Origin of the sequence: Mycolicibacterium alvei (genome assembly GCF_010727325.1) — a bacterium.
Classification (GTDB): domain Bacteria; phylum Actinomycetota; class Actinomycetes; order Mycobacteriales; family Mycobacteriaceae; genus Mycobacterium; species Mycobacterium alvei.
In genome coordinates this window covers 4,447,634-4,472,886 of the sequence record NZ_AP022565.1, presented here as the reverse complement: position 1 = coordinate 4,472,886, position 25,253 = coordinate 4,447,634, and the positions used below count along the sequence as shown (strand labels likewise).

The window sequence follows — 25,253 nt, the reverse complement described above, 5'->3', positions numbered from 1 at the left end:
TCACGCGGAAGGACACCATCATCACGAGCCGCGTTCATCCGGCAAAAGCAGGAGCGACCGGACCAGCGGGCGCGGGCCGGTTGGCCGTAGCAGGGCACTGGCGGGCCGCTGCCGGACCCTCAGCGGCCACCAGAACCAGCGGCCCAACAGCGCAGCGATCGACGGCGTCATGAACGCGCGCACGATCAGGGTGTCGAACAGCAGACCGATACCGATGGTCGACCCCACCTGACCGATCGTGCGCACGTCGCTGGCAAGCATCGACATCATGGTGGACGCGAACACCAGCCCGGCGGCCGTGACCACCTTGCCGCTGCCGGCCATCGCGCGGATGATGCCGGTGTTGATTCCTGCTTTTATCTCTTCTTTCATGCGCGATACGAGGAGCAGGTTGTAATCGGAACCGACTGCCAAAAGAATGATCAGCGAAATCGCGAGCACGAGCCAGTTCAATTGGATTCCGAGAATGTGCTGCCAGATGAGCACCGACAGCCCGAATGCCGCACCCAGCGAAAGCGCAACCGTACCCACGATGACAAGAGCGGCCACCAGGCTCCGGATCATGATCAACATGATGATGAAAATGAGGCAGAGCGCCGCGACTCCCGCGATCAGGAGATCGTAGGTGGAACCATCCACCTGGTCCTTTGCCATCGCCGAGCTGCCGGTGAGATAGATCTTGGCGCTTTCCAGCGGTGTTCCCTTGAGCGCTTCCTCGGCCGCTGTTCGTAACGGTTCGACCCGCGCGATGCCCTCGGGTGTCGCCGGATCGCCCCGCTGCGTGATGAGCATCCGCGCCGCCCTGCCGTCTGGCGAGACGAATACATCCAGGACCTTTTTGAAGTCCTCGTTGTCGAAAACTTCGGGAGGAAGATAGAAGGAGTCGTCGTTCTGGGCGTTGTCGAACGCTTTGCCCATGGCTGTGGCGTTGTCGCCGTTTTCCTCCATCTGACCGAAGATTCCCGACATGGTGCTGTGCATCGTCAGCATCATGGTCCGGGTGCTCTGCATCGTCGCGATCATGGACGGGAACTGGGCGATCATCTGCGGCATGAGCAGATTCAGCTGATCGAGGTTTCCCACGAGCTGGTGCATCGTCGATGTCAACCGATCAACGCCGTCAAGCGCTTCGAACAGCGATTTCAGCGCCCAACAGACCGGGATGTCGAAACAGTGCGGTTCCCAGTACAGATAATTTCGAACAGGCCTGAAGAAATCGTCGAAGTCTGCCATGTGGTCACGCAATTCGTTGGTGACATCCTCCAGCTCATGGGTTTTCGTGACCATCGCATTCGTCGTCGTGGCGAGCTGCTGCATCAAGCCGAACATCCGCTGCATCGTGGTGATGGTCTTCTGCAGCTCCTCAGCCTGGGTGACCAGATCGTTCATCCGAGCCTTCTGAAACGGCAAGAGCTGCAACTGACTTGCATTGCCAGAACTCATGATGAACGGGATCGTCGTGTGTTTCAGCGGGGTTCCCTCAGGACGGGTGGCCCCCTGTACCCTCGCGATGCCCGGGACCGCGAGAACCCCCTTGGCCAGTTTGTTCAGCACAAGGAAATCGGCCGGGTTGCGCAGGTCGTGGTCGGCCTCGATATACAGGATGTCGGGAGCCGTCATCAGCGACTGCGGAAAGTGCCGGTCGGCCGCCGCATACCCTTCATTGGCCGGAATGTCTTTCGGCAGATAATTCTGGTCGTTGTAACCGGGCTGGTACCTCGGCAGCGCCAGCAACCCGATGAGCGAGGCGGCCAATGCCGTGACCAGAATCGGTGCGGGCCAACGGACGATCGCGGTACCGATGCGCCGCCAACGCCGCACGATGATCTTGCGTTTGGGTTCGAACAATCCGAAGCGTCCGCCGAGTGCAAGGACCGCCGGAATCAGCGTCAGGGCGACCGCAACGGCCACGACCATGCCCAACGCACACGGGATGCCCAGGGTCTGGAAATACGGCAGCCGGGTGAAACTCAGGCAGAACACCGCTCCGGCAATGGTCAGACCCGAGGCCAGGACCACCTTGGCGACGCTGCGATAGGTCGTATAGAAGGCCTGCTCCCGCTCCTCGCCGGCCTGACGTGCCTCCTGATACCGGCCGACGAAGAAAATGCCGTAGTCGGTCCCCGCGGCGATTCCGAGCGTGACCAACAGGTTCACGGCGTAGGTGGAAAGCCCGATCACCCCTTGATCACCCAGGAATGCGACCACTCCTCTGGCCACCTGGAGCTGAACCCCGACCAGTAGCAGCAGCAGAAGTGCAGTGACGATCGAACGGAAGAAGAAGAGCAGCATCACGAGGATGACCGTGAGACTCAGGCCGGTGACCAGGAGCACGGTCTTGTTGCCGCTCTGGCTCAGATCGGAAACAAGGGCGACCGGCCCGGTGACGTAGGCTTCCACCCCCGGCGGTGGCGGGGTGTTCTTCACGATGTTGCGGACGGATTCCAAGGACTCGGTCGCGGCGGCCTGTCCGAGGTCACCGGTGAGGCTCATCTGCACGTAGACGGCCTTGTTGTCGGCGCTTTGCGCCGCACCCGCGGTCAGCGGGTCGCCCCAGAAATCCTGGATGTGCTGCACGTGCGCCGTGTCGGCTTTCAACTGACGGATCAAGTCGTCGTAATAGCGGTGAGCATCGTCGCCGAGCGGTTGCTGCCCCTCCAGGACGATCATCGCCACACTGTTCGAGTTGGATTCTCGAAAGCTCTGGCCCATGCGCTGCATCGCCTCGAATGACGGCGCATCGTTGGGGATCATCGATACCGAGCGCTCTTTTTCCACCTGCTCCAACGGAGGGACGGCCGCACCGAGGATGTAGGTGATCACCAACCACAGCAGGATGATCGGTATCGCCAGTTTGCGGATCATCCGGGGGATGAACGGCGGCTCGTCGGCGGTGGGTTGGCTGCTCATGCGGCCTTCAGCGAGCAGAAGGTGAACGCGCTCGTCCCTTGCCCGGTCCGCTCCGACTTGACCTTGCCATCGACGGTGATACGGCAGCCGATGTTGCTACCAGTGCCCTGCGCGATGATGTTGACCATCGCCGTCGTCTCCGACATCGGGAACTTCAACGTCCATGGCAAGCTTGCGCTTTCAATGAACTGCGGCTCGGCGTCAACATCGAAATAGCTGATGCTCGCCGTCGTGCCCGGTGAACCGAACACCTCGTACACCAGCTGCTTCGGGTTGTAGGGCTTGCGTTCCTGGGTTTCGGTGTCGGAATACGCGGGGCGGATCTCGGAACCGAAGACACCGTGCAGCCGCAGCACCGTGAATCCGCCGGCGCCGAGGACGACAAGAATGAGCAGCGGAATCCACAGCCGCTTCATAACCCCCAAATCACGAACCCCCATCCGTGTCTAACCCGCCGATTCGGTTGCCGGTGGCGCCCCGAACCAGCCGTGCGGAGGGGTCACGGCGAACACGCTGTGATTCGGGCAGAATCCGAACCCGACAAGTACAGCATTCAGGCGACCTCCACATCGGTCTATTGCCAACGTGATACGGGATCGTAATGCAAACTGCGGGTGCACGATGCGGAACGGAAGCTACCGTCGCCACCGGTCGGCGCCGACTGGACTTCCGCTGGGAATCGGCTGTTCGTCGGGCCCGGTCCGGCGTTTCCGGTACCGACGGTCCGGCCTGACCGCCAACGTCGTTGTGGCCGTGGGACATACACTGGATCTCAGGCATCGGCGAAGAACTCCAGGATTGCCGAATTCACCGAATTCGGCCGTTCGAGGAATCCCAGGTGACCCGTGTCGGCGATTTCGAGGTAGCGGCCGTTCGGAAGGGCCGCTGCCACCTCTGCGCCGAGGTGCGGAGGCATCACGAGGTCATCGGCGAAACCGATCACCAGCACCGGTGTGGAGATCGACCGGTACGCGGGCCGCCGATCCCGCTCCGGAGCGACGTCATACTGAGCGCGAATCCCCCTGGTCGGCTTGGTCGGCCACATCGTGAAGGTATCGATCCAGTCCCGAACCGAGCCGTCGTCATTCAGAGTCCTTGGCGAAAAGTTTTCCAGCAAACGCAGTTTCGCCTCGTAGGCAGGCGGGACCCGCACATCTGACCCGGCAAGTTCCAATTCCGCCTGCCGAAAGAACTCGCGCGCCCGGTCGTTGCGGCCCCGCGTGGCCATCAACGCCGCCTGGCTCACCAGGTCCGGCCGGGACAGCATCAGCTCCTGGGCGATGTAGGCGCCCATCGAGACACCGACGAGCCGCACGGGTGCAACGCCCAGCCGCTCGATCAACTCGGCGGTGTCGGCCACCATCGTCGCAGTGGTGAACGTATCGGTATCCGCTGTGGCACCGACTCCCCGGTTGTCGAACGTGATGACGCGGTACCCGGCCGCACGGAATGCAGGCACCTGGTGAAGATCCCAGGTGCGTCCGAGACCGCCTTGGCCGGCAATGAACAGCACCGCCTCACCGTGGCCATGGTCTTCGTAGGCCAGATTCATTCTCCCCCGCCCCGCTTTGTCGGCTACGCGTCCAACCGGGCGAACTGGCCCTGCCGATAATGCTCGACACAGGCCGATCGCCGGACTTTGCCGCTCGTGGTGATCGGGATCGAACCCGGGGACACCGGAACGAGATCGGCGACACCGAGGCTGTGCGAGTGGGATATCGCCGAGGTCACTTCTCGCTTGACGGCCGAGAGTTTGTCCATCGTCTCCTCGTGAGAGTCGCCCTGCTTTCTAACTTCGATGATGACGACGAGCTTCTCGGTGCGGCCGTCCGGAACCGCGATGGCCGCGCAGCGACCCCGGGTGATCTCCTGGATCGTCGCCTCGATGTCGTCGGGAGAATGGTTGCGCCCGTACACGATCAGCAGATCTTTGATGCGGCCGACCACATACAGCTCACCGTCAGAGTCGAAGCCGAGGTCCCCGGTGCGCAGCCAGGGCCCCTCGGGAGTGCCGTCCGAGGGCGATACGAGTTGACCGCCGAACGTCGCCGCGCTCTCTGCGGGTCTGCCCCAATAGCCGGTCGCGACGTTGTCGCCGTACACCCAGATCTCGCCGACGGAACCGGGCGGACACTCCGTGCGGGTCTCCGAGTCAACGATGCGGATCATCGGCGACTGCGACATCTGGTAGCTGACCAGGGGTGTGCCGCTACTGTTCTCGCTACGCTGCGCCACACCGGCGGTCAGCTTGTCGGATTCGAAACGCACTACCGTCGGTGGCCGATCGGGTGGGTTGGTCGCCACGTAGACGGTCGCCTCCGCGAGCCCGTACGACGGGCGGATCGCCGCCGGGTTCAGCTTGAACTTCGCAAAGCGATCGGTGAAGCGCTCGAGCGTTGCCGGATGCACCCGTTCGGCGCCGGTGATGATGACCAGCACATCGGAGAGGTCACGGCCGGCCAGGTCATCGTCCGATGTTTTTCGCACAGCCAATTCGAAGGCGAAGTTCGGCGCGGCGGTATAGGCACGAGAATTGTTTGCCAACAATTGGATCCACCGGGCCGGTCGTTGCAGGAACGCCATCGGACTGGTGAGCACAGCGGGAACCCCGGCCAGCACCGGTGCGCAAACTCCGAGGTACAAACCCATGTCGTGATAGAACGGCAGCCACGACACAATGGTTGCGCCGGGCGGGATGACGTTTCCGGAGGCGGAGAAATAGCCGGGCAACAGTTGCCGGAAATTGGCCATCAGGTTCTCGTGCGACATCATCACCCCGGCCGGGTTCCGGGTGGATCCCGACGTGTACTGCAAATATGCGGTGTCGGGCGGGGTGTGGATCCCGGTGCCGTAGCGCCCCGGCGAGGCGTCGAGATCCAGCAGGTCGACCTCGACGATCGACGGAGTCGATCCGCCGGGCTGAGACGAGACGTACTCGGCCACCACTCCCGAGACCGCAGAGGTGGTGAGGATGACGGTCGGCAGCGCATTCTGCAACACCGATCCGACGCGGTCATCGCTGGCACCCCCCAACGGCACCGACAACGGCACCGCGATGCGCCCCGCCTGCATCGCGCCGAGAAAAGCCACGATGTACGCGATCCCCTGCGGAGCCAGGATCAGCGCGCGGTCACCCGGTGCCCCGAATTGTTCGAGATATCGCGCCAGATTCCGCGTCCGCCGATACAACTGCGCGAACGTCAGGCTCTCCGGAACACCGTCCCAACTATTTTCATAATCAATAAAAGTGACCGCAGTGTCATCACCTTGAAGTCCGGCACGCTCGTTCAGCAACGTCAGAATGGACGTATCACCCACGGGCATAGGGTAACGCCGCGACTGCGGCCGCATATCGAGAAAGCCCGGCAAACTTCAACCGCGCCGCGTGTGCGTCACAGTTATGTCATTTAGTCGTGCGGTCACACAAACTATTTGCAATCGTTCGTATTCATCCGATCGATTGCTCAGATCGTCGGACAACTCACCCCAGCGAATCTAGCGTTGGTGATTGTGACCGCCCGCTGAGGACCCTGCGCCGGCAAGGGCGGTGGGAGAACACCGGCGTAGCTGCGTCGGCCCACCGCACCGGCGCCGGGCATCCGAACCGGTGGCGGCCAGACCTGCCAATCGGCCTCGGGAGGAGGGCACTTGGCTATGTCCGAGAATGCAAACGACAGGTTGCCGGATTCCGATCCCGGCTTGTCTCCGAACCCGCGGCCCGGCAGACCGGTCACCCCGGTCGCCGTCATCGGGATGTCCTGCCGGCTTCCCGGCGGCATCGACTCCCCAGAACAACTGTGGGAGGCGTTGATCCGCGGCGATGACCTGGTCACCGAGGTGCCGCCCGACCGCTGGGATGCGGACGAATACTACGACCCGGAACCCGGGGTTCCCGGACGATCGGTGTCGAAGTGGGGTGCGTTCATCGATGATGTTGCCGGCTTCGACTCGGAGTTCTTCGAGATCAACGAGCGCGAAGCCACCGCGATCGACCCTCAGCATCGGATCCTGCTCGAGACGTCGTGGGAGGCCATGGAACATGCCGGCGTCTCCCGCGACGACCTGACGGACACCAGCACCGGCGTCTTCATCGGGCTGACGCACGGCGACTACGTGATGTTGGCTGCTGATGCCGAAGCCCTGGAGGCCGCGTACGGGTTCAGCGGCACCAGCTTCAGCCTGGCATCCGGACGGGTCGCCTACGCGCTGGGGGTACACGGCCCCGCACTCACGGTGGACACAGCCTGTTCCTCGGGCCTGACCGCGGTGCACCTGGCCTGCCGCAGCCTGCACGAGGGCGAGAGTGACCTGGCCTTCGCCGGCGGCGTCACCCTGGTGTTGGACCCGCGGAAGTTCGCCTCCGGATCAGCCGAGGGAATGCTGTCCCCCACCGGGCGCTGCCACGCGTTCGATACCGCGGCCGACGGATTCGTTTCGGGCGAGGGTTGCGCTGTGGTGCTGCTCAAGCGGCTGACCGACGCAGTGCGCGACGGTGATCGGATCCTGGCCGTGATCCGCGGCACGGCCGCCAATCAGGACGGTCACACCGTGAACATCGCCACGCCGTCGGATGCCGCACAGACCGCGGTGTATCGAATGGCGTTGGCCGCAGCCGGTATCGATGCCGACACGGTCGGCATGGTGGAGGCGCACGGGACGGGCACCCCGGTCGGGGACCCGATCGAGTACTCCAGCCTGGCGAAGGTGTACGGCGTCGACGGACGCTGCGCCCTCACGTCGGTCAAGACCAACATGGGGCATGCCCAGGCTGCCTCTGGCGCGCTCGGCCTGATGAAGGCCGTTCTCGCAGTGCACCACGGCGTGGTTCCACAAAATCTCCACTTCACCCGCCTACCCGATCAGCTCGCTCAGATCGCGACCAATCTGTTTGTGCCCCAGGAGACCACCGCGTGGTGCACCAACGGGAACCATCCCCGACGGGCGGCGGTCTCGTCATACGGGTTGTCGGGGACCAACGTCCACGCCATCGTGGAGCAGGCGCCCGTGCCGGCGCCGGAACCCACCACGGCAGCCGTACCACCCGAGTCGGACGCGGCACCACTGTTGTTCCCGCTGTCATCCACGTCACCAGAAGAGCTGCGTCACACGGCCGCCCGGCTGGCCGAGTGGGTACAGACACACGGTGATGTCACCCTGCCTGATCTGGCATACACCCTGGCGCGCCGACGCGTGCACCGGTCGGTACGCACCGCCGTCGACGCGCGCAACCGCGCGGAGCTCACTGCGGCGTTACGTGAGATCGCTGACGGCGATGACCCCCATCAAGCCGCTGTCGGGCGCAACGACCGAGGTCCGGTCTGGGTGTTCTCCGGCCAGGGTTCGCAGTGGGCGGCAATGGGTGCCGAGCTGCTGGCCAACGAACCGGTGTTCGCCGCTACCGTGGCCCGGGCCGAGCCGATCATCGCCGCCGAGTCGGGATTCTCGGTGACCGAGGCGATGTCGGCGGCACAGACCGTCAGCGGTCAGGACCGGCTGCAGCCGACGCTGTTCACCATGCAGATCGCCTTGGCCGCCACCATGCGGGCATACGGGGTGCACCCCGCTGCGGTCATCGGCCACTCCCTGGGTGAGGGCGCGGCAGCCGTTGTCGCGGGCGCGCTTTCGCTGGAAGACGGACTACGCCTGATCTGCCGGCGGTCGCAACTCATGTCCCGGATCGCCGGGACAGGTGCCACCGCCGCGGTGGAACTTCCTGCCAAGCAGGTACTTTCAGAGCTGACCGGACGCGGAATCACCGATGTCGTGGTGGCGGTCGTGGCCTCGCCGGAATCCACCGTCGTGGCCGGTGCCACACAGACGGTTCGCGAGCTCGTCGCCGACTGGGAACAACGCGGGGTGATGGCCCGTGAGATCCCGGTCGATGTCGCCTTCCACTCACCGCAGGTTGAGCCGATCGTCAGCGACCTGACCGCGGCCCTGGCCGACCTGAAACCGATGCCGCCGGAGATCCCCTTCTACTCGGCGACCCTGTTCGATCCCCGCGAGCAACCGGTGTGCGACGCCGCATACTGGGTGACCAACATGCGCCGGATGGTGCGGTTCGCCACCGCGGTACAAGCTGCGCTGGAGGACGGGCACCGGGTCTTCGCCGAACTGTCGCCGCACCCGCTGCTCACCCGGGCCCTCGAACAGACGGCCCGCAGTCGCGAGACGCCGATGGCCGCCCTGGCCGCGATGCGCCGAGAACAGGCCCTGCCGAATGGGTTGCGCGGATTCCTGATCGATCTGCACAGCGCAGGCGCGGCAGTCGACTTCACCGCACTGTGCCCGAACGGGCGGTTGGTGGACGCACCACTTCCGACCTGGACGCACGGTCGACTGTGGCTGAACGGGGGTGGCCACGATTCACCGACGCACGGCGGTTGCACCATCGCGGTACACCCGCTGTTGGGGCCCGGCGTGCGCCTGCAGGAACAGCCTGAGCACCACGTGTGGCAGGCAGATGTCGGCACGGCCGCCCAGCCCTGGCTCGCGGACCACCAGATCCGTAGCGTTGCGGTGCTTCCCGGAGCCGCGTACTGCGAGATGGCGCTGGCAGCCGCCAACGCGGTGCTGGGCTCGGCGTCCGAAGTCCGCGACGTCCACTTCGAGCAGGCGCTGCTGTTGGACGAGCAGACCCCGGTGGGCGCGTCGGCGTTGGTGGCGTCGCCGGGTGTCGTCGACTTCACCGTGGAGACAAATCATGAAGGCGACCAGGCACGGCACGCGAGCGCCGTACTGCGGGCCGCCGAAGATGTGCCGCCGCCCGACTACGATCTATCTGACCTCCTGGTTGCTCTCCCCGGCGACGAGGACGGTGACGGGGTACGAAATCGTGTGAGTGAGCACGGTATTCAGTACGGCCCGGCATTCTCCGGACTCGTTGCAGTGCACACCGGGGCAACCCAGGCCGTGCTCGCCGAGGTGGCGCTACCCCGCTCGATCCGATCACAACAGGACGCCTACGTCGTGCACCCGGCGCTGCTGGACGCGTGCTTCCAGTCCGTCGAGGCCATCCCCGACGTGCAGACCCTCGGTGGCGAGTTGCTGGCGTTGCCGCTGGATGTCCGTCGATTGCGGGTCTACGGCTCGGCCCGCAACGCGCGTTACTGCTACACCCGGTTGATCCACGCCGACACCGCGGAGATCGAGGCCGACATCGATGTGCTCGACGAGAACGGTTCGGTCCTGCTCAGGGTCCAGGGGCTACGACTCGGCGCCGGGGTCTCCGGAAGCGCACACGACGATCGGGTTCTCAGCGAGCGACTGCTGACGGTGGAATGGCAGGAACGTGAACTGCCGGAAGCGGAGTATGCCGATGCCGGATCCTGGCTGCTGATCGGCGCGACGGCCGCTGCCGAGGCCGTGACGTCCAGGTTGAGCAGTGTGTTGACCGGCCATGGCGCACAGTCCACCACCATGACCTGGCCCAGCCGAGACGATGACCCGTCGACGGGGCGCGAGTTCAACAGCCGACTGCGCGGCGGGCACTTCACCGGTGTGGTGATCCTGGCGGAACCCAAGAGCAACGATGCCGACGACCAGTTCCCGTTGCGGGGCCGCGAGTATGTACGTCATCTGGTGCACATCACCCGCGAATTACCCGAGATACCAGGCGAACTGCCCCGCCTCTACGTGGTGACGCGCGGCGCCCAGACCGTGGTCGCCGGCGACGTGGCCAATCTCGAGCAGGCCGAGTTGCGAGGATTGATCAGGGTGATCGGAGCCGAGCATCCGCATCTCGTGGCCACCCAGATCGACGTGGACGAGGCCACCGACGTGGAGCAGTTGGCGCTACAACTGCTCAGCGGGTCCGAGGAAGACGAGACCGCCTGGCGCGACGGCCAGTGGTACACCGCCCGGTTGTGCCTTGCTCCGCTGCGCCCCGAGGAACGGCAAACCACCCTCGCCGACCATGAGCGTGACCGGATGCGCCTGCAGATCCGCACACCCGGCGACCTCGAGTCGATGGAACTTGTCGCCTGCGAACACGTTCCGCCGGGGGCGGGGCAGATCGAGGTCGCAGTCACCGCGTCGAGCATCAACTTCGCCGACGTGCTGGTCGCTTTCGGCCGTTATCCCGCATTCGACGGCCGACTTCCGCAACTCGGCATCGACTTTGCCGGAGTGGTGACCGCGGTCGGACCCGACGTGACCGACCACCAGGTCGGCGATCATGTCGGCGGACTGTGCGCCGACGGTTGTTGGGGCACGTTCGTCACGTGTGACGCGCGCCTGGTCACTACGCTGCCTACCGGATTGTCCGACGCCGAGGCAGCGGCGCTGACCGTAGCGACCGCCACCGCGTACTACGGGCTCAACGACATGGCCCGCATCAAAGCGGGTGACAGGGTGCTGATCCACTCGGCGACCGGCGGGGTCGGCCAGGCGGCGATGGCGATCGCGCGAGCCGCGGGCGCAGAGATCTTCGCCACCGCCGGCAGTGAGCAACGCCGGCAGTTGTTGCACGACATGGGTGTAGAGCATGTCTACGACTCACGGACTCTGGAGTTCGCCGACCAGATCCGCCAGGACACCCAGGGGTACGGCGTGGACATCGTGCTGAATTCGGTGACCGGCGCCGCCCAACGGGCCGGACTCGAATTGCTGGCATTCGGCGGGCGATTCGTGGAGATCGGCAAACGGGATATCTACGGCGACACCCGGCTGGGTCTCTTTCCCTTCCGGCGCAACCTCTCGTTCCATGCCGTCGACCTGGCGCTGATGTCGGTCAGTCACCCCGACCGGCTCCGAGAGTTGCTGGCCACGGTGTACCTGCTGACCGCGGAGGGCGACCTGCCGATGCCGGAGTTCACCCGGTATCCACTTGCCGAGGCTTCCAATGCTATTCGGATGATCGGCGGCGCCCAGCACACCGGCAAGCTCGTGCTCGACATCCCGCATACCGGATCCAGCCGGCTTGTGGTCCCACCGTCACAGGTGCCGGTGTTCCGCCCCGAGGGCGCGTACATCGTCACCGGTGGTCTCGGCGGGCTCGGTCTCTTCGTGGCAGAGAAGATGGCCGCCAACGGCTGCGGGCGCATTGTGCTGTCCTCCCGGTCACGGCCGAGCGGCCAGGCGCTGACGACCATCGATCGCATCCGCGCGGCCGGTGCCGACATCGTCGTCGAATGCGGCGATATCGCCGAGCCGGGTACCGCGGAGCGGTTGGTGACCGCTGCGACTGCCGGTGGGCTTCCGGTGTGCGGCGTGTTGCACGCGGCCGGGGTGATCGAGGATGCAGCGTTGACCAACATCACCGATGAGCTCATCGAGCGAGACTGGGCCCCCAAGGTTTACGGCGCCTGGAATCTGCATACCGCCACCGCTGACCAGCCCTTGGACTGGTTCTGTTCGTTCTCGTCGGCGGCCGCACTGGTCGGCTCACCCGGTCAGGGAGCCTACGCAGCGGCCAACAGTTGGCTGGACGCATTCAGCTTGTGGCGCCGGGCCAAGGGCTTGCCTGCCATGGCGATCGCGTGGGGCGCCTGGGGGCAGATCGGCCGCGGCACCGACCTGGCGGAGGGCACCGGCATCGCGATCACGCCCGAGGAGGGCGTGTACGCCTTCGAAGCGCTGCTGCGGCACAACCGCGCTTACACCGGGTACGCGCCGATCACCGGCACGCCTTGGTTGAGTACCTTCGCCGAGCGGATACCTTTCGCCGAGGCGTTCCGGTCCAACGGTCAAAACCACCTGGGCACAAGTAAACTGCTCGCCGAGCTCGACAAGATTCCGGCCGAGGAGTGGCCCCTGCGGGTGCAGCAGTCGATCTCGACCCAGATCGGTCTGATCCTGCGCCGCAGCGTCGACCCCGACCGTCCGCTGGCCGAGTACGGCATGGACTCGCTGGGGGCGCTGGAACTACGCACCCGAATCGAAACCGAGACCGGCGTGCGAATTCCCGCTACCGGCATCACGACCATTCACGCCTTGACGGAACTGCTGTGCGCGAATCTCATTCCCGCGAAAGCCTCGTGAGACACCCGGGTACGCGATCGACAGACTGACATCAACGAATCGGACAGGGGGACAACCATGTGGGGGTCACTGCTGGTACTGGCGCTTCTGACGTCGATCAACCCCGTGCGGCTCGGCATCATCCTCGTGGTGCTGTCCAGGCTCAGGCCCCTGCGGAACCTGGTCGCTTACTGGACGGGCGCGGCGATCATCGGGCTGACCACCCTGATCGTTCCGCTGATTGCGCTTCACGCCGCACCGACCTCGGCGACCTTTCTCAGAGATTTCGCCAACCCGACCGCGAACCCCGTCGCCCAACGAACTGCGATCACCATCGGTGTGGCTCTGCTGGTGATCGCCGTACTGATGCTGGCGCGTTCATTGCGGCGAAGCCCGGTCCCGCCCGGCAAGCCCGCCGTTGCGGACCCTGCCAGCCCCGGAAGCGTATCGACGCTGTTGCTCGATTCGTCAGCACCGCCGGCAATCTCGCGTCTGCTGCAGACAGCCGCGGCGGCTGCCGCAGAAGAAGGCGAATCACCGATCCGTCGACTGTTCGGCCGGATCCGCGTTGCCTGGCAGGAGGGGTCCCCGTGGATCTCGTTCGTCATCGGTGTCATCGTGCTGCCGCCTCTTGACGGGGTGGTGTTCGCCCTCGCGATCATCGTGGCTTCCGGGGCTGCACTCGGCGTCCAGGTCGGTGCTGCGATCGCGTTCGTCATCGGCGTGCTGGCGGTGGAGGAGATCATTCTGATCAGCAACGTGGCTGCTCCGGCCAGGACGCAGGCAGCACTGCAGCGACTACACGACTGGGCGCGCACCCATCATCGGAAGTTCGCGGCCGCCATTCTGGCAGTCGTCGGTATCTCGCTGGTGGCCCGCGGCATGGGAGGTCTCTAAACTCGTCCCATGTCACCACAGATCGAGCACTTGGAATTTCAGGCCCAGGCACGCCAACTGCTGGAACTACTGATCCACTCGGTGTACTCCAACAAGGATTCCTTTCTGCGGGAGCTGGTCTCGAACGCCTCCGACGCCTTGGACAAGCTGCGGCTGGAGTCTCTGCGGAACAAGGACCTCAACACAGACACCTCTGACCTCCACATCGAGATCGAGGTCTCCCACGAGCCGCGCACCCTGATAGTGCGCGACAACGGCATCGGCATGACACATGAGGAAGTGGTCGACCTGATCGGCACTCTCGCGAAATCGGGTACCGCCGAATTGCGTCAGCAATTGAGCGAAGCCAAGAACGCGGCTGCCTCCGAAGAATTGATCGGCCAGTTCGGTGTCGGCTTTTACTCGACGTTCATGGTGGCCGACAGGGTCGAGTTGCTGACCCGCAAGGCGGGCGAGAGCGGTGCCACCCGATGGGTGTCCACCGGTGACGGCACGTACACCATCGAATCCGTCGATGACGCTCCCCAGGGCACCACGGTCACGCTGCATCTCAAGCCCGAGGACGCCGAGGATCAGCTGCACGACTATGCCGCGGAGCCGAAGATCAGAGAGCTCGTCAAGAAGTACTCCGACTTCATCGCCTGGCCGATCCGGATGAACGACGAGACGCTCAACTCGATGAAGGCGCTGTGGGCGAAGCCCAAGGACGAGGTCTCCGACGAGGAGTACAGCGAGTTCTACAAACACATCGCCCATGCATGGGACGACCCGCTCGCGGTCATCCCGATGAAGGGTGAGGGCACCTTCGAGTACCAGGCCCTGCTGTTCATCCCCTCACACGCCCCGTTCGACCTGTTCACCAGGGACGCCAGGGTCGGGGTGCAGCTGTACATCAAACGTGTTTTCGTCATGGGCGATTGTGACGAACTCATCCCCGGTTACCTGCGCTTCGTGAAGGGTGTGGTCGATGCACAAGGGATGTCGCTCAACGTGTCCCGCGAGATCCTGCAGCAGGACCGGCAGGTCACGGCGATCCGCCGGCGGCTGACCAGGAAAGTCCTGTCGACGATCGCCGATCTGCAGTCAGGGCAACCGCAGGACTACCGCACGTTGTGGACTCAGTTCGGCGCCGTTCTCAAGGAAGGCCTGATGTCGGACCCGGACAACCGGGACACGCTGCTGCGAGTCTCATCCTTCGCGTCCACCTTTTCCGCCGCAGCGGGCGAGGACGGCCTCACCACGCTGGCCGAGTATGTCGAGCGCATGAAGGACGGGCAGGAACAGATCTTCTACGCCACGGGACCATCGACCGATCAGCTCCTGAAATCACCGCACCTGGAGGCATTCAGAGCCAAAGGCTACGAGGTGCTGTTACTCACGGACCCGGTCGACGAAGTCTGGGTGGGGTCGGTACCGGAGTTCGACGGCAAGCCACTGCAGTCGGTCGCCAAGGGCGAGGTGGACCTCGACTCCGAGGAGGAGAAGTCGGCACACGAGGCTGCACGCACCGAGCAGGAGAAGGAGTTCGCCGACCTGCTGGCCTGGCTGACGGAAACGCTGAGTGACCACGTGTCGGAGGTGCGATTGTCCAGCCGGCTGACGGAGTCGCCGGCCTGCCTGATCACGCCCGCGTTCGGCATCACCCCGGCACTGGCCCGCATGTACCGGGCGTCCGGACAAGCGATTCCGGTCGGAAAACGGATTCTCGAGCTCAACCCGGCGCATTCGCTTGTCACCGGGCTACGTCAGGCATATCGGCCGGACGACGGTGCCGATCTGACCCAGCTGTCTGAAACTGCCGAACTACTCTATGGCACAGCACTTCTCGCTGAAGGCGAGGTTCCCGAGGACCCAGCCAAGTTCGCCGGCCTGCTCGCCGACCGACTGGCTCGCACGGTCTGATCAACGGGTGCCGTCGACGCAGACCTGCCTGAGCCGATCACCGTACGTGCTGACCACAGGAGCGGTCAGCATGTCCTCATGCGTGCAGTCGACGAAATGCTCCGTGACATCGCCGGCCACGAAGGGACGCCAGTTCTGTTCAGCGGACGACGTGGTAGCGGTTTTCTTGCGCAACGCCGAGAAGATGACCATGTCACCGTCGAACAGACCCGGCTCGTGGGTCTGGTACAGCGCCACGTTGGTGTTCACATTGCGAACGGTCATATCCAAAAGCGGTTTGTAGCGGGAGAACTCGACGCCGGTAAGTTCCCGTACGAGTTCCTCGACCCGCTCATAGGTGAGCGGTTCATCGGGGTCCTGCGCCCCGATACCCGCGAACCGCAGGATCTCCTCGAGGACGTCCTCCTCTTTGACGCGGCGGTCCGGGATGTTGGCGTCGCCCTCGGGCTGGGCGTCGAGCAGGATCAGCCGCCGGACGTCGCATCCGCGGCGTTGCAGTTCGATCGCGATTTCGTGGGCGACGACACCGCCGAAACACAGGCCGAGGAGGTCATACGGACCGGCCGGATGGGCTTTCTGGATCCTGTCCGCATAGTTCTTCGCCATATCGTGAATCGACTCGGGCCAGCTCTCACCGCTGTCGAGGGTTTGTTGTACTCCGAGGATCGGGCAGTCCAGATAGTTGCCCAGCGTGGAGTAGGCCCAACTCATACCGGACCCGGGGTGGATGCAGAACAGCGGTACGCCGAGGCCCTGCTTCAGCGGCTGAACCGGAACCACTTCCTGCACACCGATGGTGTCTGATTGCAGCCGCTCGCTCAGGCTCATCACCGTGGGTGCCTCGAACACCGTGGGCACGGACAGATCGATGTTCAGTGCGGTCTTGATCGCCGCGATCAGACGCATCGCCGTCAGCGAGTCTCCGCCCAGTGCGAAGAAGTCATCGTCGAGACCCGCCCGCTCCACACCCAGCACATCGACAAACGCTTTGGCGACGGTCTTTTCGATCGGGGTCTGCGGCTCCCGGAACGTCGCGGCGGCGAACACCGGCTCCGGCAGCGCCCGTCGGTCCACCTTGCCCGATGAGGTCAACGGGAACTCGTCGAGCACCATGATCTGGGTCGGCACCATGTACTCGGGCAACCGCGAGCTCAACTGCTGACGAACCACGCTGATCCTGGTGTTGGTAGCCGGATCGTTGGCGAGGTGGCTGCGCTCGCCGACCCCGTTCGGCGACAGATAGAGATCGGTGAACGCCCGGTCATCCGCGATATCGTCCAGCGCGACGAAGACCGCATCGACGGTGCCGGATTGGGCGCCCCAGGTGACCGCGACGCGATATCGGGTCGCCTCTCCGAGCCGGTGCAGCTGTTCGGGAGTGGCGGTGTCGTCGGGTGCCGAGCCGGAAGCCCCGGCGGTGGCTTCCGCCACGGAACGACCCGCGGCCAGGGCCTGTTCGGCACCCACATCGGCGATCACCCCGGCGCGCGGGATGGCACTGACTCGCACGATGGGCGGACGTTGCGACATGAGCCGGCTGTGCATCCCGCTCACACCCGCACACTCGGTCCACTCCCACGTCGGCACCTCTGCCAGGGAGCGCACGGCCGCAGGTGTCTTGTGGATGACGACGTCATAGCGGTACCGCGTCAGCTCGTTGTCGGCCACACCGCGTTTGACCTGAATGTCGACACCTGCCACCGATGGCCGGTCGGCCGCCCACGTGGTGAAAAATTCTGGTGCCAAGAGCAATTCGGTCTCATCTATGACTGCGCGCTGCGCCCGCTTGCGAATCTCGTCACCGGCCTCGGTGGTGGCGCACGCCAACGCGATACCGGTCTGGAACGCGCTCTGCAATCTGAGGTTGCGCACGTCGCCGACAAACACCGCCCCGCCGGGAGCCAACAGTTCCACTGCCTTGTCCATGACCTCGGCCAGGTAGCCCGCACTCGGGAACTTGCCGACCACCGAGTGAAGGATGACGGTGTCGAAGTGCCCCTGCGGCAGTGCGCCGGTCACGTGCTCGGATTGCGTCAGGAGGTGCACCCGGTCCCGCCACGGCTGCCTCGCCACCGCCGCCTGCAACGTCTGGATACGCGGCGCGGAGAAATCTGTCGCCCAGTATTCCTCACACTCGGAGGCAACCTGGGACAGGATCTGTCCAGCCCCCACACCGATCTCCAGCACCCGCCGCGGCTGCAGCCCGAGAATGCGGTCCACCGCGGCCGAACGCCATTCGGCCATCTCCGGCAAGGGAATCGGCTCCCCTGTGTAGCTGCTGCGCCAACCTTCGAAATCGCCGCCGAACTCCGACATCTCCAGTTCGGCGTCGTACAACTCGTCACGGCCGCCGTGCCTCAGGTCGAGCATGTCGGCTCCGTCGCCGACGACGGTCTCCTCCAGCGTCACGTAGGCAACCAGATGGTCGGCGGTGTCGCCGCGGTGCACCGCCGCAGCGGCCCGACTCACCTGCGAGCAGGCCAGCAGGGCGTTCTCGATCTCACCCAACTCCAGGCGTTGACCGCGCAGCTTCACCTGGGCATCGGCACGGCCGAGGTAGTCCAGCAGTCCCACAGCGTTCCAGCGCACCAGGTCGCCGGTGCGGTACATGCGGGCCCCCGGCACACCTGTCAAGCCGGAGGGATCGGCCACGAACCGTTCCGCAGTCAGTTCCGGCCGACCCACATAACCGCGCCCCACCGCAGGCCCGGCCACATACAACTCCCCCACCAGGCCGACCGGGACCGGGTTCAACCGCGCATCGAGCACCAGCGCGCACACACCGCGGATCGGGGCTCCGATGCTCACCGGTTGACCGGCCGACAGCGGCGCACAGGTCACCCACACCGTGGTTTCGGTGGGGCCGTAGCCGTTGAACATCCGCCGGCCCGGCGCCCAGGCAGCCACCAACTCCGCGGGGACGGCCTCGCCCACCGCGATCACCGTGCTCAAACCGTCCAGCCGGGCCCGGTCCAGTGTCGCCAGCACCGTCGGGGTCAGCACCGCCGCGTCGACGTGCCGGTTGTCGAGTATCTCCGTCAGGGCTTCCCCGGCATAGGAATCCGGCGGCGCCACCACCAAGGCGGAGCCCGAGGCCACCGCAAGCAACCACTCGCCGACCGACGCATCGAAGGTGGGCGCGGAGACCATCAAGACCCGTGACCGGGCATCCAGTCCGAACATCTCCCGTTGCGCTGCAGCCCAACCGAGCAGACCGGCATGGCTGACCTCGACCCCCTTCGGGGTTCCGGTGGACCCCGATGTGAAGATCACGTACGCGGCATCATGAATGTCCAACGCCGCCAACCGATCCGCATCGGTGATCGGATCCGCGGACCATTGGGTCAGATCCAAGGTGTCGAAGCGCAGCACCGGGTGTTCCCCGGCACCGCCGACCTCATCGACATCTCGGCTCAGGACGCAGACGGCATCCACGGTGTCGAGCAGAGTCGCGATCCGTGCCTCCGGATGAGCCCGATCCACCGGAACATACACGCCGCCGGCCTTGAGCACCGCCCACCATGCCACCACCAGTTCGGCTGAGCGGCCCATCGCCACACCCACTGCGCGGTCCGGCCCCACCCCGGCGTTGATCAGCACCCTCGCCAACCGACTGGACAGCTCATCCAGCTCGCGATATGTCAGGACCCGCTCCCCGTCGATGATCGCAGGAGCATCCGGATCCGTGGCGACGGCCGAGGCCAACAGCTGATCCCCCAACCCCACCGGGGCCTGCAGATCGGCGCCGGACAACTCGTGCAGCACCAGTTCCCGCTCGTCGGGATCCAGCAGGTCCACGTCGCCCACCACCACCGACGAGTCAGCCACCACCGCTTCGAGTACCCGACCGAACCAACCCACGAACCGCTCGATCGTGGCGCGGTCGTACAGATCGGTCGCGTACATCACCATGCCGGCAGCCATCGGGGCACCCGACGCTTCGTTGCGCACCTCGCTCAGATGGATGTCCAGGTCGAACTTGGCTGTGCTCGTATCTGCCTGCAACGCCTCGACGCTGACCTCGTTGATCTCCAAGGCCTCGGGCCGCATGTTGTTCTGGAACACCATGAGTACCTGGAACAGCGGGTGGTGCGAGGTGGAGCGCACCGGGTTGAGCTGCTCCACCAGCAATTCGAACGGCACATCCTGATTGCTGTACGCATTCAGTGCCTTCTGACGCACCTGTTCCACCACATCGTCGAACCGCAGGGCAGGGTTCACCCCGACCCGCATCACCAGGGTATTGACGAAGAACCCGACCAACTCGTCGAGCGCCTTGTCGGTTCGTCCGGCGATCGGGGTGCCCAGTGCGACATCCTCTCCGACCCCGGCCCGGTGCAGCACCACCGCCATCGCAGCCTGCAACACCATCGACACCGTCGCGTGGTGCGCGTCGGCCAACGCCTTGACCCCGGCCCAGGTCTGCGGGTCGACATGCAGCGGTACCTCGTCGCCTCGATAGCTGGGCACCGGCGGACGCCGCCGGTCGGTCGGCAACGACGCCACCTCGGGCAGCTCCGCCAGCTCGCGGCGCCAGTACCCCAGCTGTGCGGCGAGTACGCTGTCGGGATCGGACTCCGAACCCAGCCATTCCTGTTGCCACAATGCGTAATCGGCGTACTGCACCGGCAACGGCTCCCAGTCCACGTCGTGCCCGGCGCACCGGCTGGCGTAGGCCAACCCCACGTCGCGCACCATCGGGGCCATCGACCAACCGTCGAAAGCAATGTGATGCACCACAATCGCCAGCACGTGCTGCTCGGGACCCAGCGCGTAGATCTGCGCCCGAATCGGGATCTCGGTGGCCAGATCGAACCGATGTTCCACCAGGGTCATCAGTTCGCGCGCCATGTCGGACTCCGACAGCGGCACCACCGCCGGGCCCCCACCCCGCCACATCCCGGCCTCGGCAGGCAGCACATCCTGGAAGGCCACACCGTCGGTGTCGGGGAAGACCGTGCGCAGCGACTCGTGCCGGACGATGACATCGTCGAGCGCCTCGCCCAGTGCGTCGACATCCAGCGGCCCGTTGATCCGCAACACGTTCGGCATGTTGTAGGTCGCGGCCCCGCCCTCGAACCGGTTGAGGAACCACATCCGCTGCTGCGCATAGGACAGCGGAATACGTTGTGGCCGCGACATTGCCTGCAGCGGCGGGCGACTGGCTCGGCCATGGGTGCGGTCGAGGTAATCGGCCAGACCGCCGACGGTGGGCGCATCGAAGAGGCACCGCACCGGCACATCGCGACCGAGCGCTGACTGCAGGCGGGCACACACCCGGGTGGCGATCAGCGAGTCACCGCCGAGCGCGAAGAAGTCGTCATCGAGGCCGACCCGACCGAGTCCCAACACCTCGGCGAAGGTCTCGGCAACAGTCTTCTCAGCCGGAGTCCGCGGTGCACGGAAGGCCGTGACGGTGAACACCGGCGCAGGCAGCGCCTTACGGTCGATCTTGCCCGAGGAAGTCACCGGAAGCGCATCGAGTACCACGATCTGAGTCGGCACCATGTAGTCGGGCATCCGCGCACTCAACCACTGCCGTACCGCACTGACCTTGCTGTTGGCGTCGGGATCGTTGGCGAGACTACTGCGCTGCTGCAGCCCGGACGCCGGCCGATACAGGTCCGTGAGCGCTGCCGAGTATCCGGGGTGGTCCGCCGAGACGAACGTCGCCTCGACCGTGCCGGGTTCGGCGCCCCAGGTGACGGCGACCCGGTACCCCGCCTGCTGACCCAACCGATACAACTGTTCGGGCGTAACAGTATCGGCACGGGGCGCGGCATCCACCGCCTGGCCTCCGGCAGCCAGAGCCTGCTCGATACCCACATCGGCGATCACCCCGGCCCGGGGAATCGCGGTGACCCGCACCACGGCCGGGCGTTCGGAAACCAATTCGTTCTGCAGCCCGTTCACGCCCGCACAATCCACCCATGCCCGCACGGGTGCATCCGCCAGCGAGCACACCGCAGCCGGAGTCTTGTGAACGACGACGTCGTAGCGATACCGCGTCAACTCGTTGTCGGCCTCACCGCGTTTGACCTCGATACCCAGGGCACCCACCGCCGCATTCCCGTCCACCCAGGACGTGAAAAACTCTGGAGCCAAGAGTAACTCAGGCTCACCGAGTACGGCCCGCTGAACCCGCTGCCGAACCTCGTCGGCGTCGGCAGCGTCGACGTGCGACAGGGCGATGGCAGTCTGGAAGGCCCCCTGCAGGGTGTGGTTGCGCACGTCGCCGAGGAACAGTGCCCCGCCGGGCGCCAACAGTTCCATGGCCTTGTCCATCACGTCGGTCAGATACCCGGCGTTGGGGAAGTACTGAACCACCGAGTTGATGATGATCGTGTCGAAATACCCAGCCGGCAAACCGTCGACGACATCAGCCGGTTGCACCTGCAGCCGCACCCGGTCACCCCACTGCTGCCCGGCCACGGCCGTCTGCAACTTCTGTACGGTGGGCGCCGAAAAGTCTGTGCCCCAATACTCTTCGGACTCGGGGGCCACCTGCGTGAGTATCAGACCTGAACCGACCCCGATCTCCAGCACCCGACGCGGCCGCAGGGCCAGGATCCGACTGACGGCCCCGGAACGCCACTCCCGCATCTGATCGAGTGGAATCGGTTGCCCGGTGTAACTGCTGTTCCAACCCCGGAAGTCGCTGCCGAACTCCTCGGCCTCATCCCGGGCGTCATAGAGCTCGTCGTACAGTTGCTGCCACTGATCGACAACCTCGGCCTCATGGTCGGCGGTGCTCGTGCGCTCCAGGCTGACGTAGGCGACCAGGTGATCGGCCGTATCGGTGTGGTGCACAGCCGCTGCGGCACGACCTACCTGCGGGCAGGCCAACAGGGTGTTCTCGATCTCACCCAACTCGATGCGCTGCCCGCGCAACTTGACCTGCGCGTCGGCCCGACCCAGATACTCGAGCGTACCCGTGGCGGTCCAGCGCACCAGGTCACCGCTGCGATACATTCGCAACCCCGGTCCGCCAAAGGGGTTGGCCACGAAGCGATCTGCGGTCAGATCCGCCCGACCCACGTAACCGCGTGCCACTGCCGGCCCAGCCAGATACAGCTCACCCACCACCCCGACCGGGGTCGGGTTCAACCGCGCATCGAGTACCAGTGTGCGCACCCCGGTGATCGGGGTGCCGATATCCACCGGTTGCCCCGCCGTCAGCGGTGGTGTGCAGCTGGCCCAGATGGTGATCTCGGTAGGCCCGTAGCCGTTGTACATCCGCCGGCCCGGCGCCCAGGCGGCCACCAGCTCTGCCGGCAATGCCTCCCCGACCGTGATCACCGTCGTCAACCCGTCCAGCCGGGTCCGGTCCAGCGTCTCCAGCACCGTAGGCGTGAACACCGCCACATCGACCCGCTGATCCACGATCACCGACGTCAGCGCTTCCCCGGCGTAGGAATCAGGAGGCGCCACCACCAGAGCGGCAGCCATGTCGACGGCCAACATCCACTCGTACACCGAGGCATCGAACGTCGGTGCGGCCACCGTCAACACCCGCGAATCCGCACCGATCGCGAAGCACTTTCGGTGCGCCGCAGCCACTCCCCACAGGCCGGCGTGACTCACCGCCACGCCCTTGGGGGTGCCGGTGGACCCCGAGGTGAAGATGACGTAGGCGGCGGCGTCGACAGTCAACGGCGCCACCCGGTCCGCGTCGGTGATCGGGGCGGCACTATGCCCCGACACGTCCAGGGTGTCGAGGCGCAACACCGGACGAGCCCCGGCGCCGGCCAAGGTGTCAGCTCCGCAGATCAGTACGCACGAGGCCTCGGCAGTGTCGAGGACGGTGGCGATCCGCTCGGCCGGGTGCCCCGGGTCCACCGGTACATATGCTCCACCGGCCTTGAGTACCGCCCACCACGCCACAAGCAGTTCCGCGGACCGGGCGACAGCCACCGCCACCGTGCGTTCCGGGCCCACTCCGATGGCGATCAGCGCCCGTGCCAACCGATTCGACGCCTCGTCCAACTCGCGATACGACAGCCGGCGGGTGCCGTCGAGGATCGCCGGCCCGTCCGGAGCGACCGCGACGGCCGCAGCCAGTAACTGGTCGCCCAGACCCACAGCCGCATTGACCTCGGCGCCGGACCACTTGTACAGCATCTGATCCCGCTCATCGGGGCCCAGCAGGTCCACGTCGCCCACCACCACCGACGAGTCGGCCACCACCGCCTCGAGCACCCGACCGAACCAACCCACGAACCGCTCGATGCTGGAACGGTCGTACAGATCGGTGGCATAGGTCACCATGCCCGCGGCCATCGGCGCATCCGGGTCCTCGCCGGGCACCTCGCGCAGATCGATGTCCAGGTCGAACTTCGCGGTCCGGATATCGGCCGCCAACCCCTCGACGCTGACCCCGTCGATCTCCAGAACTTCGGGGCGCTTGTTGTTCTGGAACACCAGGGCGGCCTGGAACAGGGGATGATGCGAAGTGGAACGCACCGGGTTGAGCTGTTCCACCAACCGCTCGAACGGCACATCCTGATTGCTGTAGGCGTCCAACGCCTTCTGCCGCACCTGTTCAAGTACCTCGCTGAAGCGCAGCGCAGACTTCACCCCGACCCGCAACACCCAGGTGTTGACGAAGAACCCGACCAACTCGTCGAGCGCCTGGTCCATCCGTCCGGCGATCGGGGTGCCCAGGGCCACGTCGTCACCGGCGCCGGCGCGGTGCAGCACCACCGCCGTGACGGCCTGCAACACCATCGAGACCGTCGTGTTGTGTGCTGCAGCAACCGCCTTGACCCCGGCCCACAGCTGCGGGTCGATGTTCAGGTCAACGGCCTCACCACGGTAGGTGGGTGCCGGCGGACGGGGCCGATCCGCCGGCAACGACACCACCTCGGGCAGGTCCGCCAACTCGTGACGCCAGTAGGCCAGCTGGCCGGCGATCACACTGTCGGGATCCGACTCCGAACCCAGCCAATCCTGCTGCCACAACGCATAATCGGCGTACTGCACCGGCAACGGCGCCCACGCGGGGGGTCGGCCGACGCTTCTGCTGGCGTAGGCCACGCCCACGTCCCGCACCATCGGCGCCATCGACCAGCCGTCAAACGCAATGTGATGCAACACGATCGCCAGCACGTACCGCTGCGGGCCCACCTCGTAGATCTGGGCCCGGATCGGAATCTCGGTGGCCAGATCGAACCGGTACCCGGCCAACGACATCAGCTCGCCCATCACATCGGACTCTGCCAGCGGTATGACCACCGGTCCACCACGTCGCCACATCCCCGACTCGGCGGGCAACACCTTCTGGAGGGCCACCCCGTCGGTATCCGGAAAGACGGTGCGCAGCGACTCGTGCCGAGCGATCACATCGTCGATGGCTGCGCCCAGTGCATCGACATCCAGTGGTCCGTTGATCCGTAATGCGGTCGGCATGTTGTAGGTGGCGGCTCCGCCCTCGAACCGGTTGAGGAACCACAACCGCTGCTGCGCATAGGAAAGCGGTACCGCCTCGGGCCGCTCTCTGGCTGCCAGCGGGGTGCGGCGGCCCGACCCCTCGCCGATATGTGGTGCCAGTTGTGCCACGCTCGGGGCATCGAAGATCGCACGGA

The 25,253-nt window shown here is 65.4% G+C and carries 7 protein-coding genes and 2 pseudogenes; 3 read left to right on the top strand and 6 right to left on the bottom strand.

Annotated features, from left to right (window positions below; all coding sequences use genetic code 11):
* Positions 1–21: 21 nt before the first annotated feature.
* The 4 genes from G6N44_RS21195 to G6N44_RS21180 form a co-directional block, all read right to left on the bottom strand.
* Positions 22–2,910 (bottom strand): MMPL/RND family transporter, encoded by a 2,889-nt coding sequence (locus G6N44_RS21195; protein WP_163667230.1) that lies wholly within the window; start codon positions 2,908–2,910, stop codon positions 22–24.
* A complete protein-coding gene (locus G6N44_RS21190; RefSeq protein WP_163667227.1) occupies positions 2,907–3,326 on the bottom strand; it encodes an MmpS family transport accessory protein in 420 nt (139 codons plus the stop codon). The genes G6N44_RS21195 and G6N44_RS21190 overlap by 4 nt, the downstream gene beginning before the upstream one ends.
* 356 nt (positions 3,327–3,682) lie before the next feature.
* Positions 3,683–4,462 (bottom strand): alpha/beta fold hydrolase, encoded by a 780-nt coding sequence (locus G6N44_RS21185; RefSeq protein ID WP_163667224.1) that lies wholly within the window; start codon positions 4,460–4,462, stop codon positions 3,683–3,685.
* A gap of 23 nt (positions 4,463–4,485) precedes the next feature.
* Positions 4,486–6,228: an AMP-binding protein gene (locus G6N44_RS21180; RefSeq protein WP_163667221.1), complete on the bottom strand. Its 1,743-nt coding sequence runs from the start codon at positions 6,226–6,228 to the stop codon at positions 4,486–4,488.
* Between the two features lie 435 nt (positions 6,229–6,663).
* On the opposite strand from G6N44_RS21180, the gene pks2 reads away from it, so the two are divergent.
* The 3 genes from pks2 to htpG are packed head-to-tail and all read left to right on the top strand — an operon-like array spanning position 6,664 to position 15,669.
* On the top strand, positions 6,664–12,891 hold the full coding sequence (pks2, locus tag G6N44_RS21175; protein WP_235683113.1) for a sulfolipid-1 biosynthesis phthioceranic/hydroxyphthioceranic acid synthase: 6,228 nt from the start codon (positions 6,664–6,666) through the stop codon (positions 12,889–12,891).
* 57 nt (positions 12,892–12,948) lie between these two features.
* Positions 12,949–13,767 (top strand): GAP family protein, encoded by an 819-nt coding sequence (locus G6N44_RS21170; RefSeq protein WP_235682831.1) that lies wholly within the window; start codon positions 12,949–12,951, stop codon positions 13,765–13,767.
* Between the two features lie 9 nt (positions 13,768–13,776).
* Positions 13,777–15,669 (top strand): molecular chaperone HtpG, encoded by a 1,893-nt coding sequence (htpG, locus tag G6N44_RS21165; protein ID WP_163667215.1) that lies wholly within the window; start codon positions 13,777–13,779, stop codon positions 15,667–15,669.
* Here htpG and G6N44_RS29980 read toward each other — a convergent pair.
* Both G6N44_RS29980 and G6N44_RS21160 read right to left on the bottom strand, forming a co-directional pair.
* Positions 15,670–16,350, bottom strand: a pseudogene (locus G6N44_RS29980) (thioesterase domain-containing protein); the annotation flags it as partial. It abuts the gene before it with no gap.
* Positions 16,351–16,434: 84 nt separating this feature from the next.
* Positions 16,435–25,227, bottom strand: a pseudogene (locus G6N44_RS21160) (amino acid adenylation domain-containing protein); the annotation flags it as partial.
* Positions 25,228–25,253 lie beyond the last annotated feature (26 nt).